This is a genomic window from Enterococcus avium, assembly GCF_002891025.1.
Lineage (GTDB): Bacteria > Bacillota > Bacilli > Lactobacillales > Enterococcaceae > Enterococcus_A > Enterococcus_A avium.
This window is the reverse complement of record NZ_NBSL01000002.1, coordinates 862,437-876,350: the sequence shown is the minus strand read 5'-3', so window position 1 is coordinate 876,350 and position 13,914 is coordinate 862,437. Positions and strand designations below refer to the sequence as shown.

General features: G+C 37.5%; 27 protein-coding genes. 1 reads left to right on the top strand and 26 read right to left on the bottom strand.

Annotation, left to right across the window (positions count from 1 at the left end; all coding sequences use genetic code 11):
* Nucleotides 1-3: 3 nt before the first annotated feature.
* The 24 genes from AUF14_RS04655 to AUF14_RS04550 form a co-directional block, all read right to left on the bottom strand.
* Nucleotides 4-1,290 (bottom strand): phage major capsid protein, encoded by a 1,287-nt coding sequence (locus tag AUF14_RS04655; protein ID WP_102865918.1) that lies wholly within the window; start codon nucleotides 1,288-1,290, stop codon nucleotides 4-6.
* Entirely contained in the window at nucleotides 1,290-1,880 is a 591-nt protein-coding gene (locus tag AUF14_RS04650; protein ID WP_227656328.1) for an HK97 family phage prohead protease, read from the bottom strand. The genes AUF14_RS04655 and AUF14_RS04650 overlap by 1 nt, the downstream gene beginning before the upstream one ends.
* Nucleotides 1,877-3,073 (bottom strand): phage portal protein, encoded by a 1,197-nt coding sequence (locus AUF14_RS04645; RefSeq protein WP_102865917.1) that lies wholly within the window; start codon nucleotides 3,071-3,073, stop codon nucleotides 1,877-1,879. The genes AUF14_RS04650 and AUF14_RS04645 overlap by 4 nt, the downstream gene beginning before the upstream one ends.
* 4 nt (nucleotides 3,074-3,077) lie before the next feature.
* A complete protein-coding gene (locus tag AUF14_RS04640; RefSeq protein ID WP_102865916.1) occupies nucleotides 3,078-3,299 on the bottom strand; it encodes a hypothetical protein in 222 nt (73 codons plus the stop codon).
* Nucleotides 3,281-5,065: a terminase large subunit gene (locus AUF14_RS04635; RefSeq protein ID WP_102865915.1), complete on the bottom strand. Its 1,785-nt coding sequence runs from the start codon at nucleotides 5,063-5,065 to the stop codon at nucleotides 3,281-3,283. Before AUF14_RS04635 ends, AUF14_RS04640 begins: the two co-directional genes overlap by 19 nt.
* A 4-nt stretch (nucleotides 5,066-5,069) precedes the next feature.
* A complete protein-coding gene (locus tag AUF14_RS04630; protein WP_227656354.1) occupies nucleotides 5,070-5,426 on the bottom strand; it encodes a P27 family phage terminase small subunit in 357 nt (118 codons plus the stop codon).
* Nucleotides 5,427-5,518: 92 nt separating this feature from the next.
* Nucleotides 5,519-5,857 carry an HNH endonuclease gene (locus tag AUF14_RS04625; protein ID WP_102865913.1) on the bottom strand — a complete coding sequence of 113 codons (339 nt, stop codon included), beginning with the start codon at nucleotides 5,855-5,857 and terminating at the stop codon, nucleotides 5,519-5,521.
* A gap of 131 nt (nucleotides 5,858-5,988) precedes the next feature.
* Nucleotides 5,989-6,192 (bottom strand): hypothetical protein, encoded by a 204-nt coding sequence (locus AUF14_RS04620; RefSeq protein WP_102865912.1) that lies wholly within the window; start codon nucleotides 6,190-6,192, stop codon nucleotides 5,989-5,991.
* Nucleotides 6,193-6,534: 342 nt separating this feature from the next.
* Nucleotides 6,535-7,002 (bottom strand): ArpU family transcriptional regulator, encoded by a 468-nt coding sequence (locus tag AUF14_RS04615; RefSeq protein ID WP_102865911.1) that lies wholly within the window; start codon nucleotides 7,000-7,002, stop codon nucleotides 6,535-6,537.
* A gap of 96 nt (nucleotides 7,003-7,098) precedes the next feature.
* A complete protein-coding gene (locus AUF14_RS04610) occupies nucleotides 7,099-7,404 on the bottom strand; it encodes a hypothetical protein (protein WP_048719862.1) in 306 nt (101 codons plus the stop codon).
* Nucleotides 7,405-7,800 (bottom strand): YopX family protein, encoded by a 396-nt coding sequence (locus AUF14_RS04605; protein ID WP_102865910.1) that lies wholly within the window; start codon nucleotides 7,798-7,800, stop codon nucleotides 7,405-7,407.
* Nucleotides 7,801-7,811: 11 nt separating this feature from the next.
* Entirely contained in the window at nucleotides 7,812-7,973 is a 162-nt protein-coding gene (locus tag AUF14_RS22480; protein WP_193756242.1) for a hypothetical protein, read from the bottom strand.
* Nucleotides 7,974-8,201: 228 nt separating this feature from the next.
* On the bottom strand, nucleotides 8,202-8,729 hold the full coding sequence (locus tag AUF14_RS04595) for a DUF1642 domain-containing protein (protein ID WP_102865909.1): 528 nt from the start codon (nucleotides 8,727-8,729) through the stop codon (nucleotides 8,202-8,204).
* A 72-nt stretch (nucleotides 8,730-8,801) separates the two neighbouring features.
* A complete protein-coding gene (locus tag AUF14_RS04590; RefSeq protein ID WP_028020912.1) occupies nucleotides 8,802-9,395 on the bottom strand; it encodes an N-6 DNA methylase in 594 nt (197 codons plus the stop codon).
* Complete coding sequence (locus AUF14_RS04585) at nucleotides 9,370-9,897, bottom strand: hypothetical protein (protein ID WP_028020911.1); 528 nt, start codon at nucleotides 9,895-9,897, stop codon at nucleotides 9,370-9,372. Before AUF14_RS04585 ends, AUF14_RS04590 begins: the two co-directional genes overlap by 26 nt.
* 14 nt (nucleotides 9,898-9,911) lie before the next feature.
* Nucleotides 9,912-10,862 (bottom strand): site-specific integrase, encoded by a 951-nt coding sequence (locus tag AUF14_RS04580; protein WP_070509400.1) that lies wholly within the window; start codon nucleotides 10,860-10,862, stop codon nucleotides 9,912-9,914.
* A 30-nt stretch (nucleotides 10,863-10,892) separates the two neighbouring features.
* A complete protein-coding gene (locus AUF14_RS04575) occupies nucleotides 10,893-11,075 on the bottom strand; it encodes a hypothetical protein (RefSeq protein ID WP_070504224.1) in 183 nt (60 codons plus the stop codon).
* Between the two features lie 31 nt (nucleotides 11,076-11,106).
* A complete protein-coding gene (locus AUF14_RS04570) occupies nucleotides 11,107-11,334 on the bottom strand; it encodes a hypothetical protein (RefSeq protein WP_102865908.1) in 228 nt (75 codons plus the stop codon).
* Nucleotides 11,331-11,507 (bottom strand): hypothetical protein, encoded by a 177-nt coding sequence (locus tag AUF14_RS22475; protein WP_193756241.1) that lies wholly within the window; start codon nucleotides 11,505-11,507, stop codon nucleotides 11,331-11,333. Before AUF14_RS22475 ends, AUF14_RS04570 begins: the two co-directional genes overlap by 4 nt.
* Nucleotides 11,504-11,815, bottom strand: coding sequence for a replicase (locus tag AUF14_RS04565; RefSeq protein ID WP_102865907.1), 312 nt, complete (start codon nucleotides 11,813-11,815; stop codon nucleotides 11,504-11,506). Before AUF14_RS04565 ends, AUF14_RS22475 begins: the two co-directional genes overlap by 4 nt.
* Entirely contained in the window at nucleotides 11,812-12,159 is a 348-nt protein-coding gene (locus tag AUF14_RS04560) for a hypothetical protein (protein WP_070504221.1), read from the bottom strand. The genes AUF14_RS04565 and AUF14_RS04560 overlap by 4 nt, the downstream gene beginning before the upstream one ends.
* Nucleotides 12,156-12,323, bottom strand: a complete 168-nt coding sequence (locus AUF14_RS22470; protein ID WP_158408728.1) for a hypothetical protein — start codon at nucleotides 12,321-12,323, stop codon at nucleotides 12,156-12,158. The genes AUF14_RS04560 and AUF14_RS22470 overlap by 4 nt, the downstream gene beginning before the upstream one ends.
* Entirely contained in the window at nucleotides 12,320-12,529 is a 210-nt protein-coding gene (locus tag AUF14_RS04555) for a hypothetical protein (RefSeq protein WP_028020905.1), read from the bottom strand. Before AUF14_RS04555 ends, AUF14_RS22470 begins: the two co-directional genes overlap by 4 nt.
* Nucleotides 12,530-12,553: 24 nt before the next feature.
* Nucleotides 12,554-13,021: a class I SAM-dependent methyltransferase gene (locus tag AUF14_RS04550; protein ID WP_102865906.1), complete on the bottom strand. Its 468-nt coding sequence runs from the start codon at nucleotides 13,019-13,021 to the stop codon at nucleotides 12,554-12,556.
* Nucleotides 13,022-13,045: 24 nt separating this feature from the next.
* Between AUF14_RS04550 and AUF14_RS04545 the strand changes: the two genes are divergently transcribed.
* Complete coding sequence (locus AUF14_RS04545; protein WP_127478966.1) at nucleotides 13,046-13,333, top strand: hypothetical protein; 288 nt, start codon at nucleotides 13,046-13,048, stop codon at nucleotides 13,331-13,333.
* On the opposite strand, the gene AUF14_RS04540 is transcribed toward AUF14_RS04545, so the two are convergent.
* Both AUF14_RS04540 and AUF14_RS04535 read right to left on the bottom strand, forming a co-directional pair.
* Nucleotides 13,308-13,529: a hypothetical protein gene (locus AUF14_RS04540; RefSeq protein WP_102865904.1), complete on the bottom strand. Its 222-nt coding sequence runs from the start codon at nucleotides 13,527-13,529 to the stop codon at nucleotides 13,308-13,310. The genes AUF14_RS04545 and AUF14_RS04540 overlap by 26 nt on opposite strands.
* Nucleotides 13,530-13,564: 35 nt before the next feature.
* On the bottom strand, nucleotides 13,565-13,897 hold the full coding sequence (locus AUF14_RS04535; RefSeq protein ID WP_102865903.1) for a nucleoside triphosphate pyrophosphohydrolase family protein: 333 nt from the start codon (nucleotides 13,895-13,897) through the stop codon (nucleotides 13,565-13,567).
* Nucleotides 13,898-13,914 lie beyond the last annotated feature (17 nt).

Genomic DNA, 13,914 nt, shown 5'->3' with positions numbered 1-13,914 from the left:
TCCTTAGCCGGCTGGTGTTTCAGATACATCCAGAGTCACTTCAACAAAGGCTTTAGGCATAACCGGTTTTCCATCGTAACGTCCTAACCCACGAATCGCTGTTTGATCTTCACGGAATTTGTAATGACCTGACATATCCACACGAACGGATTCACGTTCAACTAATGTGTATTTTTCCATGACGCCAAACAACACTTTATCTTTTGGCAGATAGTTGTTAAACACTACCTTTAATCCTAAAAAGTTCGGTGCTGAAAGATTTGGTAGCTGAACAACATCAACTCCTGCTGAATTAGTATGAAGCGTTAAAGTTGCAATCCGATTGTAATAGGTTTGTCGGTGCATAACGGCTACAATTTCACCAGTTGCATCTTCACCAGTGTCAATCAAACCGATAACTGGAATCAGTTCTTCATATTTTGGCTTCTTAGTTACCTTATTAACTGTTGGAATTGCTGGTAAAATCCCTTCTGGTTGTTTGCTAGTAGATCCTTCGCCTACGACAATTGCCTTATCTAATCCTTTCGCAATTGAACGAGCAATCCGTTTAGTAAGATAATCATCTAAGTTGATAACCGAATCTTCTAGTAAAGAGTTGTCGATATAGACAATCCGTCCAATTTTAAACCCGTCAAACTCAACAGCAGTTAGATTTGAATCATCGTCTTCAGGTAACGCCCCACGCATTTCTAACCAAGTAGCCTCTGATGTATCAACATCCAAAATTAGTTTTACGCGACCTTTCGCTACAACTTTATCTACTAAAGGATATAAAGTTGTGAAGTCACCGATTCTTTCACGGATTCGGTTAACAATGATATCTGGAATAATTAATTCAGCTCCACTTGGACCATCTGGTAATACTTGCCCATTAGCACGCATTTGCAAACGTTCGCGCAATTCAGAATAAAAGTTTTTTACATCTGAACGTTCGTAATATTCATTTCTATGTGTATCTCGACTTTGCTTAGCTTTTGGCATGCTTCTTTCCGCTCCTTCGACTTCTTTATTTTTTGGTTGTTTCGAATTTAATTCTTCGAGTTCTGTTTCCATGCTCGCAATATCTGCCTCAAGTTTTGATTTTTGTTCGTCATGCGGCTCTTTTTCTGCTTGGAACTTATTCACTTCATCTTCAACAGCATTTTTTTCTTCATCATTGACAGCTTCTCCAATAGCCGTTTCAAGGTCCGCTTCCCGCTTCTTGAACTCCAGATCCTTCTCACGCAAAGTTTCAAGGATTTTTTTACTGTCATTAATCTTTCTCTGTAACAAAATTTGCTTAAGTGCCATTATTTATTTCCACCTTTCAGTTTTGATAAAACATTTCTTTTCCATAAATCATTTTGCTTTTCTCTATACTGAGTAGCCATCTTTTGTCTAGCTTGAACACCAGTATCTTCATATTGAGGAAATGTGCAGATGGATACTTCATGAAGATCCACTTCTGTAATAGTCCACTTAACACTTCCGTCTTCTCGCCAATCGGTTTCTTCTCCAAGAATATTGAACCCGAAACTGCATTGATCAACATCACCACGTTTTACACGTTCGTATAAATTGACTGCATCTGAGTCTTGTTCATTGATGATGATTTTCCCCCAAAGGCCTCTTGCATCAACTCGAAGTTCAAGCGTCCCTGCTTTGTTTCTCCCAAGAACTAAAGTGGAGTCATGATTTGTTAGACCCCGAATGTCGTTACTCAACGTCTGATCGAAAGCGTTTGGAGAAAGTTCTTCGACAGCGCCCGGCCACAATTCAGTTTCTTTGTTGAATACAGCAAAATATCCCTCGATTACCTTTTCTCCGCTAGTTTCCTCTCTAGTTTCAAATTTAGTAATCTGGGTCCTAGTCTGATTTTCCATTATTCTTTTTTCTGTCAATCTTCACCACCACCTTTCAATTTGTTTTGCTCTCCAATCATTCCAGCTGGAATAAAGTTTTCTAGGATAATTAGTTCATCTAATCCTTCCTTCGGTGAATCACCGATTAAACTCAAGACATCATTCCCTGTGTAAATTCCTCGAATATACAGATTCATACCAATTTCTGCCAGTTCTTTTGTGTCATAGGCCATCAAACTTTTTGAGTTACATTTGAAATACCAGTTTGGATTTTCAATTAATCCTTTTGTTAACGTTTGTTGGAAGACGTCAGCAATTGCTTTAATCCTTGTACGAATAAAGTTGTTGTATTCTTCTTTGTTAAAACTTCCTACACCCAAGATAAATGCAGGGACATCTAAAAGTGCAGCTACAGTTTTTTTATCAATTTCAACTGATTCATTTATAGCGATATCTTTTAGTGTCAACGGTTTTACTATATCCACATCTAGTAACTCTGCCGGAATAACCCATGGTTCTCCTGGTTTAGACTCACCTAAATACTTATCCTTGATTTGTTGTCTACCCGCTGCACTTGCCATTTCTTCGTTCATCGCATCAACCTTAACAATTACATTTGGCATGTATTGACCACTCATAAATGATTTTTTAGTAGCCGTGGCTTGTCTTAAATTCTGAGTTACATCTCTCAATGCGAGCCTGTATCCAGTTCCTCTCCAAGGTTCTTCAGGATCTGGGTTAATGGCAAAATGAAGTACTTCGTCAGGACCATAAATTGAGTCTCCATACTTTATTTTGTATCCCTCATCAAGTTCCACAAAAGAAACCTTTGAGGGTTTCAATGGCTTCAATTCATGAATCAACCCGTCTTTTACAGTTGGAAAGACAATTGCATTTCCATCGCCTGGAAGTAACATTGAGTAAACAATGTTATAAACCCAATTTTTTCGGGTCATATATGAATATGGATCAATATCAATTTTTCGTGATAACGCATTTTTGATTCGAATATCCCCATTGTTGCTGTTTTCCATCAAGTGAATAGTCATTCCAGAAACTAAATCAGCAATTTTTTGACACGCTGTTCGAACTTCGGGATTATCTGATAACCTTGTATAACCAGGAACCAAAATGTCTTTTGCTAAATCCGACATAAAAAATCCAACTGTCGGATCACTTGACCCTGATGGTTGGATTTTTGAACGATTATTTTGTTTTCTTTTCTTTGACAATCTCTCACCTCCGATACTTTTCGGTTAATGCAAAGACTCGTTCATACTCATCTTGCAACCTTTTTCTTTCTTCTGTTGAAAGATTGTGTTTTGTTAACACCTGCTCCAATGATCTTGCTTTTGCCATTAATGCTTGCCAGATTAATTCACGATCTGATTTCAAACAAACTCCATCTTGATTAACAGTTATAGAACTCATCTTCTCACTCACTTTCTGTTTAACCACTTGCTACCAACACTCCCTAAAGCCATATCTTCAAGCATTTGACAGCAACTAAATACACCCGCATCAAACAAATCAATACGCTGAACACCACCATCGCCATCCAACTTGTCATATTGGATCATGTCATCCGTCTTTTCAATGGCACGAACATTTTGAACACAATACTCAAATGCTTCAGAATGAAGATAATAGAACTTTTTATTTTTAGCTTTCACTTCAATATGTCTAAAGCCTTCTGATTTCTTGTAGAAGTATTGCGGCTGATCCAAAATCTTGAAACCAGCCTTTTTCATTTTCAAAAAGAACTCACGACCAAATTTCTTGTCAAATCCAACTAGCTTTATCTTGAAGCCCATTTTTTTCATTTGAATGAACCAGTTGACAATATCATCATGTAATACAGTCGGTGTGTTGCTCATTGTTAACCATCCGTCTTCTTGCCAACCAAACAAAGGAATGCCATCTTCTTCAGCTTTTTGAACTGCGGCTAACTTAGGAAAGAAACCGTGAGTAATACATATATCTACATCTTTGTACGTTCCATATAATGCACCAGCTGTTAAATCATGTAGTTTGGATAAGTCAGCTCCGCCATACCAAACAATTGGTAATCGCGCTAATTCTTCTAAAGTCCACGAATAGTTTTGATCGGATGTTTGAAACTCCTTAATATCGAAATATGCATCAAGAGCATTCGTAAAGATATTTAAAGTCTTATTTAAGAACTCGGATTTCAACTGTGGTTCGTTCATCGCCTGAGCAGCATCATTTTGAAGTTCTTCGAGCGTTACCGTCACATCAAGCGAAGGTGTGCACATTTGTAGAACTTCTGGATCATCAAGAGTTGTAATCTCTCCTTTACTATTGAGAACATTTCCTTCTTCGTCTTGATCGGCACAACAAAGGAAAATGAAATAGGAATCATAGGCATTGTCAGTTATCGTACCGTTTAACACTTTTCGTAACGTTTTAATACGATTTGCAAGGAAACCATCTGGAATATCACCGGCGGTAGAGATACCTATCAATAATTTATTTCGGTAAGCTTTCATCGCATTCTTCATCAACGTATATTTCTTTGCGCCAGCTCTTTTCCACGAATGTAATTCATCTAGAACCAAGCAATTACAGTTGAGCGAGTCTAATTTATCCTCTTGATTGGCAATAGCAAACATATCACTTGTTCCATCGCCAAAATCAATATGAATCGAATGCTCCTGATTGTTGTCTCTCACCCGCAACTTCTTTACGTCGCTCTTTAACTCATTTACGTTATCAACCAAAAAGTTGAAGCACTCTAACGTTTGTTTAACTGAGTTCGCAACTATGTATGCTTTTGATCCTGAAAGACGATCAAGAACACTTTTAGCTTCAGTCAATGCTGCACTAAAAGCAGTCTTTCCTTGCTTACGTGGTAAAAAAATAAGCGCTTCGGTGAAACGCCTAATCATTGTTCCTTTATTGAAAAAGCCAAACAGATTCACACAAACAAACTTTTGCCAATCCGTTAGTAAAAGAGGCTGCCCTTTAAAACTAATCCCGTTTTTATCTTCGCCTTGAATATGATGAACAGCACCCTCAATAAAATCAATAACAAAATCAAACTGCTCCTGCCAAAAATCCAAATCATTTCTCTTCAAATCTGATAGAAATCTCTTACATGCCAAAACACGATCTTGATTTGCTAATACTCTTAATTCCGATAGCTCTGTTGCATAATCGACAGCCGTTTGGAAGTGAACTGAATCAATATGTGATAGATCCATACCATCACATCTTTTGTTTTTCTAATAGTTTTTGGAAAGTTGATTTTTCCTTTTGCGGCTGTTCAATCTCGGCATTGTATGTCTTAGCATTCAACATTAATCGATCGGAATAAGTTCCAATATCTTTTCTTAGATTTTCAAGGCTTGCTAAAATCGGCGACTTTTTACCACCACTTTTTTCAGTTTCGACCAAAACTTCAAAAGATTGCTTCTCAAATTCTCTACTCAGATAATTATACTGATAGAGCATATCTGCATATACTTCAATCACTTGATTGTACTGGGTTTTATAGGTTCCAAGCTGCTTCATGTATTTGATTGTTCGCCGCTTAATTGTGTCGCGTTGAGGAACATTTTTCACCAATTCCACACCTCCATTTCCTCTAGGAAAAAATATTTTCAAATGTCCGCGCTATTGGAAAAAGTTCCCATCCTCGGTTCCCGAAAGTTTTTTCAATTTTTCGAAAAGGAGGGGGTATCATTCTTCGACTTCTTCCATCTATCAAATTCATTTTTTCTTCTTCTTTGCCATTGCTTTCCGATTTCAGTTATTTCATTTGTGTTGCGGTCATGCATTCTATTGTGCTGCTTACTAGATAAGCTGATTAAATTCCAACTAACAAGAGAAAGTTCTGGATATTCTTCAAGCGGATAAATATGATGAACAACTTCTGCTTGCTGAAACGAACCGTATCTTTTTGATTCTTGGCATTCATAACCATCACGTCTCTTTATCCTTGAAGCAGTTATTAGCCACTTCTTCGATTTGTAAAATGGTTTTACTCTTTTCATACTCACTACTCTTTCTGAGTGTTCTATCACCCTCTTATCTTTTCGAATACATAGTATAATCGCAAATACTTAAATATCGTTCTATCCGTTGGTATCACTGGTTTAATCGCTGATTCTTTTAAATGATTAAATCAATCGTTTTTATCCTGTGGATAACTATAGTATTCAATTTGCGTTTCCCACAAAACAATACGTTTCCCACTATCCAACTCAATAATGTATCTATCCTTCTCACCTTGTTGAATCACGCTGCACATAATAATTGTTCCCGGTAATCCCGAGTATAAACCGTTGAATGTCCTTGTTACTCTATCGCCTGATTTGAATAATGCCATTAGTCTTTCTCCTCCCAAAGAAAAAGGCCACTCAAACGAGTGACCCTTTGTTATGTACTGGTCGGCACATGTAAGTAGCATACGAAGAGGAGCTACTCGCTTTCTATAATAGATTTTCTGTACCGACCATGATCGTTAAGAATAAAGAATAGTGACGGAAGGAAGCTGTTCACCTCCTTCATATATTCATTATTTGTTGTGACCTGAGCTGTAGGACACGTTTATATCAACGGCTAAGCCGTATCAATACTTTATTGACACTATCATAATACCTCAGAAATTAGAGGGGTAATGGTTAAGCTTTGTTTATAAAACGTGTAGTAAAAGTGTATAAAATGGTGATTATTTGAAAGCTACTAATTCCAATGCTGCCGCAAACTGAACAACAATTACACTAGACTCTTGCTTTACCGAATCTTCACTGATGTTGTTTCTTTGAGCTGTGATGTAAATAGTTTGCCCTTTGATGTAGCGATCCATAAATATTCTTTTTCGTCTTACTGTTACATCTGGTTTAAATGGATGCTGTATTGCGACATACCCTTTCACAAAAAGACCATGTAAGTATTCAAACTCTTCTTGTGCTTCTTGTTTTTGAATTAACATTTGCTCTGCTTCAAACCCATGGTCTACTGTTGATGGTGGAATTAGAGAATAACTCGTAGTGATTTGCGGTTCTCTAGGCTGACCGACTCTACAGCGTGCAGATTGATAAGCAGATAGAAAAACCGAAACATTATGTTTTGTACTTTCTAAATCCACATCTTTTGGATTTGGTGTTTCATATTTACTTACATCAAAAAGCGCCATATTTTCAATTCCCCCTGTGCTATAATAAACTTGTCGAATTTATTAGTTAGCTGGGGAAACCCGGCTTTTTTGTATGCTATTGGCGACATTAGCGGATTAATTAAATGGTTCTCCCATGTTTAATCTATCCTCACACGCCTTAGTAATCGTTTCTAGCTCTTCTTTATATGTTTTGATGTCGTTAATAGGCTTGTCGCCATGTAACACATAATCGCGTTGTAAGCCGATTAAAGCCTTGCTGACATTAGAATAGTAGCCAATAACACTGCGAGCCTCTTCCATTTCGCCTTTAGGAGTTTTTCTTTCATACAGTTCTCCATCTTCATTTCTCAGCGCTTTACTCAAAATCACTTGACGTGAATCGCTAGTAATTCGATAATCAAATATTTTCATGTCTAACATTTATTCCACCTCCAATAACTCTGGGTTTTCGTAGATGTTGCCTATAACTTCGATATAAGGTTTTAGCTGATACAAAAGTAAATCGCCAGCTAGCCAAGTTAAATTATGATCAGACCATCCGATTAAGTAATCGCCATCTATTTCGATGCCTGCACTGTCTTCTTTCTTTTGAAAAGGATGATTAGTCACTTTCACTATATCCCCCTCAAATATCTCAACGCCGTTCTTGTCTTTTAGGCCTGTTGAATGAACGAATACATAATCATCTTCCGTTAATGAAAGACCATCTTCAAAATCACGCCATGTCTCGTATACTTCTCCATTACTTATTATTGCCTCCTGAACGTTCATCCATTTTCCTGTTCGTTTATCCCAAATCCGATAGATGGGTATCATTGTTTTCCTCCTTACCTAAATCCGTTCATAATTTTCCCTATATATTCACCAATCATTTCTGGATGAAAAACCAAATAGCCAATTGAAAATACAACAAGAATCCAAAACACGATAATAAAAATAGGGATTGCAGTTAACATAAACTCCCCTGCACTAAATTTTTTTCTTTTCATAATTTCCTCCTTTATTGCTTCGGTTACCGGATCTTTAGTGATACAGCATATTTTGGCTGACTATGTTAATTTCAATTATCCTGAACAAGTTTCCTTCACTAGATAAATGATCTACGTAAAACGCACTTGCTTCTTTTCCCGTAGTAAAAGTTTCAGGAAATAGTTTCCATGGCTTGCCTACTCCTGCGCATGTCATGATTCCGTAGCAGTCTACATTCATTCCGCCACCTACACTTTCTCGACTGTGCCGCCGAGATTTTTAGCCACCGAAGAAGCTGTTCCCTCATTTTTATATTTGATAATCGACTCATCTTCACCAAGCACCGTGTTCATCACAAATTGAGCAGTGGTATCTTCCCAACCACAAAAATATAAATTACCAACTTTAACCACCCACTTCCGCTCTTCATCGACCTCGTAGCCGTCTAGCCATGCCTTCATAAATTTTTCTGGATGTCTAACAAGCCAATCAATCGCCTCTTCATTCTCGCTGAGTTTGTCTTTTCTAAAGTACCAATTTTTGAAGCAGATGAGCAGCGCCAATAAGTCGACGTCAGTAGAATTACGATAATAGTCAAGTAATTCTCCAACGAATTTCGGCACTTTGACTGGACTCGCTAACTCATCAATTAAGTCTATAAGTCGATCTGATGGAACAACGTCTACTACTGCTGTTCTGCCAAACATACTAATTTCTGTCATGTGTTGATTGAGTTCTATATGTTTCGTCAATTTTTTCTTATCTTGTTTATTCATAAATACCTCCTAAATTCTATGTGATCAAAAAATCGATTAATGATCACATAGATTCTTACTTGATAGGCTGAGTTAGATGAACTTTTTAATATCCAACTCAGCCATTAACATCTCCGTTTTTGGCATTACAAAGACTTCGCTATACTTTAAAAACTCAGTTGATTCATTTCGAATGAAATAGACTTCTTTGAATGTTCGTTCCAAGCTATCGCCGTGCAATATCACACCATTCATCCCACGGATCGCCATATTGAAGATTAAGAACGGAACGGCTCTATCTGACAGCTCTTCTACTTGATACCAATAGGCCCTTGAATCTAACCTATGTTCGCAAGCTTCAGCTCTGTTCTGATCCCATGCACTGATCAGTAAACCGCCTGACCCTGCTGCTGATTCGAAATAGGTTCTTGAATTTCCAGTCAGTTTATTTAAAAGCTCGGCCATTGGTAATGGAGTAAAATCTTGATTAAATCTCTTACGTTCTGAGTGTTCTTCTTGGAAGTAATCGACAAACCAATCACGATCCAGTTCTTGTTCGATCTTCAAGAAATCATCAAATAATTTGACCCTATCGTCATTATCTAGCATCTTTTTTAAAAGTGATTCAGGCGCTTTGTAGCTGTCATCTACTTCCAAAAGGTTATTTACTATTTTCGCAGTTAACATAAAGTCGCCTCTCATTAATTTCTCTAATTTGTTTGGTTCTCATTTTGTATGGAACAGGCTTGCAGTAGATTTTGTTAATTATCAAAAATTTTACTAATGAAGCCTCATTGATATTCAATTCTTTCGCTATTTCAGGTCTGTAATATCCCTTCTGTATGAGTTCAATAATCTTGTCCTTATGAACGGTAATCGGTCTGATAGTCCTCAGTTCTAATATTTTTTTTCGTTGATCCACTGCTGCGCATGTTCGCCCTAAACGTTTTGCTAACTCATTATTTTTCATGACACGATAGTTTTTTCTAAGAAATTCATCTTCTTTTTCTGACCATTTCCTTTTCAGGCATCGAACATTGCTATCTTTTTTTCGCAAGTATTGTAGTCGTGATACAACAGCCGCTTTTGATCTATTCAAGTATTCAGCCGCCTCTTGAATGCCCGAATCGCCCTCATAAGCAAAATATTCTAGATAAACGTCTTCATCTTCAGTCCATCTACTTGCCATGCTTGATCACCTCGCTATGCAATCTGCATCAGAACGCTCATCATTTTTTGATCGTCTTTTCTCTTTAGTTCGTCTAAAACATGAGCGTATGTCTCTTGTGTCACTCCAACATCCGCATGCCCTAGTCGTGCCGATATTGTGTTGATTGATACACCTTCAGCTAAAAGAACACTGGCATGTGTATGCCTCAAGGCATGCAACGTTATTTCTGTAATGCCTAATTCTCTACATTTTGATAATAAATAGTTGCCGTATGTTGAATTATGCTGCCTTTTGTAGTGACCATCTGCCAATTTCTCAATAAAGATAGGCTCGTTCGGTTCTAGACCTTCTATAAGCGGTTTGAACTGTCCGACGATCTGCCAATCAATAGCGATTTTTCGAATGCTACTTTCGGTTTTAGTCGTTTCAAAACCGCCATTAAATTTTTTGTAATTCCACGTTTTATTTATGCTTAATTGATTCGTTGACCAATCAAAATCTGCTGGTGTAATAGCTAAACCTTCTGCGAAACGCATTCCTGTTTTAGCTAGTAGTAAGATGAACCAATCTTTATTGATTCCGTGCGTTAAATCTAACGAATGAAGTAGTTTAGTTAACTCTTCTTTTTGTAAGAATTTCATGCGTTTTTTTCCTGGTTCTTTTCCTTTAATTACAGCACGATACGTCGGGTCTTTATCAAGTACGCCATCGTGAAACGCGTCCAAGATGCAACCCTTGATTGTGTGGTGGAAATCAACGGTAGTTTGTTTCTCGTGCGTTTTTGCATACTCGTTAATGATTTTTTGATACTCAATGCGATCAAAATTTGACATGAGTAGTTTCGGGCAAATATTTCTCAGTTGCTTACCAGACATATAATACTTATTAAGTGTCACTTGTTTTATTGCCCCGACCTTGTAGGTCTCAACCCATTGATCAAAATAGTCACAAAAGAGTATTTCTTTTTGTTTTTTTCTCGTCATAGGTGCTCCTTCTAATAAAATTGGCTTGGTTTAACGATTCTTTAAGACCATTTCTTTTATATCTTTGATCTCTCTTAGTCGCCCTTCCTTAAGTCCATACATATATCCTTGTCGCCAATCATCAATATTATTTGGCTCAGTTTTTGAGAAATTATCAAATGCATCTTCACTCTGTCGTTCTCTTTCATTCAACAACCTAAGTATGTCCTCCATACTATTTCTCCTTCCTACTTAATAGGCGTGGTTACCGGAACTTTTGTTTGTTAAAAACATTCCCACTTACCGCCATCATTCCACCCAATAAGGCATTAATTCCATTTTGCGTAAACTCCATCGTGATAACTCGTTCTTTCTTTTTACCGGTTGGTAATTCATAAGCTGTCACTAGGTAATTACCACTATCTAAATTTTGAACGCTGATACTTTTCTCAATAAATCCCTTTTCGTCTAATGCTGTATGTTCAATGTTCATTTGCCGTCCTCCTCTGGTAACCCGTTTGGGTATTCCTCTTTTTCATATCGTTCTAGAACACGAGCGTAGAATGCGACCAATTGAAGATATTCTGTTTGATTCATTATTGGTGTGATGTCTTTTGCCATTTTGATGGCTTCCCGCACATCTGGGATTGATACTTGATCTTTCATTCGCCGTCCTCCTCAGTAGTGGAAATTGTAAGAGTGTTGATTTTAGCTCCTATCAACTGCTGTAAAACAAGCTCCGCATTATCTACAAGTATTCCATCACGCTTGATTGATGTCCCTTGAATCCTACCTAATGATATTTCGCTTACCGTCACAGGAAGAGGAATAGACAGTTTCATTTCCTTTGCTAGTTGAAAGAGCCTTTGCGCCTCACTGTGATTACGAACAAGAATGTAGTTTCCTGATAAGGCTGATTCTTTTATAAGGTCCAGTGTTTTACCTGACCGTCTTCCACGAGCTATGACTTTCATTCGCCGTCCTCCTGGTTTGCTTGCTTCCAACTAAATTCTAATTTCTCAGTCGTGTATCTCAGCCTGAATGGGCCTGTTGCCTGCTCTTTGACGAACTCGACACGTATACCTGGCAATTTTTCTTTTAATCGGACTACCGTTCGCGGATCTCTCAAACGCCGATTCAAGTATTCATCTCTTTCTGATAATGGTGTTGTTCGTCTCAACTCAATGCGAAAACCTGAATACCCTTGCTGAGCTGATTTTTTAAATGTGTTAGGAAAATCATTCTTTTCAAACCAACGATCAAACCATTTATCAAAAGACTGATCGCTGGTGCTTTTTAATTCTTCAATTAGACTCATTCGCCGTCCTCCTGTTCTTTTGGCCACACACGAATAGAAATCAATTGCTTGCAGCCTTGTAGTATCCGTGCAGACTCTTCTACCTCTTCTTGATTATTCGCATGCAGATAACAGGTTTTTATGCGATCATTATGTGCAATGTATTTTACTTGGTATTGGTTCATTCGCCGTCCTCCTTGGAATGTGTATTTTGAAAATAATCCACAGCTAGTTGTGTTTGAAGCTCATCCAAATCCAAATAGACTTTGTTTATAAGTGTCTGTGTGAGATTGTTTTCAACTAAGTATTCGTCTATTTTTTTCAACAACTCGCGAATTTGTTTATATCGCAAGCGATTCTCACATTGTTTAATAAAACGTTTATCGTCCAAGTTAAACCTCCTTGATAGTGGTCGTTACAGTAATTCTTTAATGAACGTCAGCCAATGTGTTTTACTTCGTTTATTGCCAAATAGTGGCTCATATGGCGCAATCGCTACTCTAATGTCATGCAACTTGATTTGATCCTCATTCCACTTGAAAATTAAGGTACCGTTTGGTCTCAACACTCGCATACATTCAAAGAAGCCCGATCGAATATCAAATTCCCAAGAGTCTTTATTTAACTTGCCATACTTTTTGGCCAACCATGAATTTTCACCGGCATGGATCAAATGCGGCGGATCAAATACGACTAAATCAAACTCATTGTCTTCAAAGGGCATATCTCGAAAATCTCCAATAACATCTGGATCAACATTGATTACATGGCCTGTTTCAAGTTCTTCATATTCCTGTCGGATATCCATGTGCGTGGTCAATGGATTTTGTTTGTCAAACCAAAACATCCGCGATCCACAACAGGCATCTAGTATCTTTGGCAATTTCCAAGCTCCTTTCCTCCATAATTGGCTGAGACTAAACAAATCGATTTGTTCAAAAAAATCCGTCAGCCATTTGGAACTGAATTAGTTAAAGAGTTTTTTATGTTTATTAACAGTGAAAACAATCTAGAATTATTGAATTCCTACATGGTCTCTTTAGTAACTGACCTTCAAGAAGAAAATAAATTACCACACAATTTGTATGATGTAACCTTTGTAAATATGCCCAATTTACCAAAGATTTCAGTTGTAGATTTAAATTCTTTTGAATCAGTCAAGTTTGTTTCTATTTTCGAAGTTCCAAAAAATTAGATTTGTATTTCAATAAGTTATATGCGTACTGAAGGCTTGCATATGCTTCCTCATATGTTAGGCCTTCTTTGTCTTCCAGTAATTTAACTATGTCTTCACCGTATCTTTTCGAATCGTCCCATCCTAGTTCAGACAAATCATTTTCTCGATCAAACTTTTGCAAATATGCATTTTTCTTTTCTTCAGTAGTATTCATTTTATTCGTCCTTTCTTCTGTAATTGTTGTCGCTACTAGAATTTCTTTCCGCCATGCTTGTACGGTCTACTTTTATTAAATTCATGTTTTTGTTCAATAATGTCTTGCAAATCAATTTCGTATCTTTCGCACATGTCCATGATCCTAATAACAACATCGGCAAGTTCGGACGGCACGCCTTCAAGTTTTCCGTTTTCGCCCAAGTAAGTTTCGTTTAATTCGCGACCATTTCTAGACTCTTCTAGCGCCTCTGATAATTCCGAATGGCAAAGGGCTACTAGTGTACCGAACTCTCTTTCTTCATCCCACCAACCGTGCTTCACCGCGTTCTCATGTACTTCAATTTGTAATTGCTTAATTGTTTTCAAATCAAATCCTCCTACTT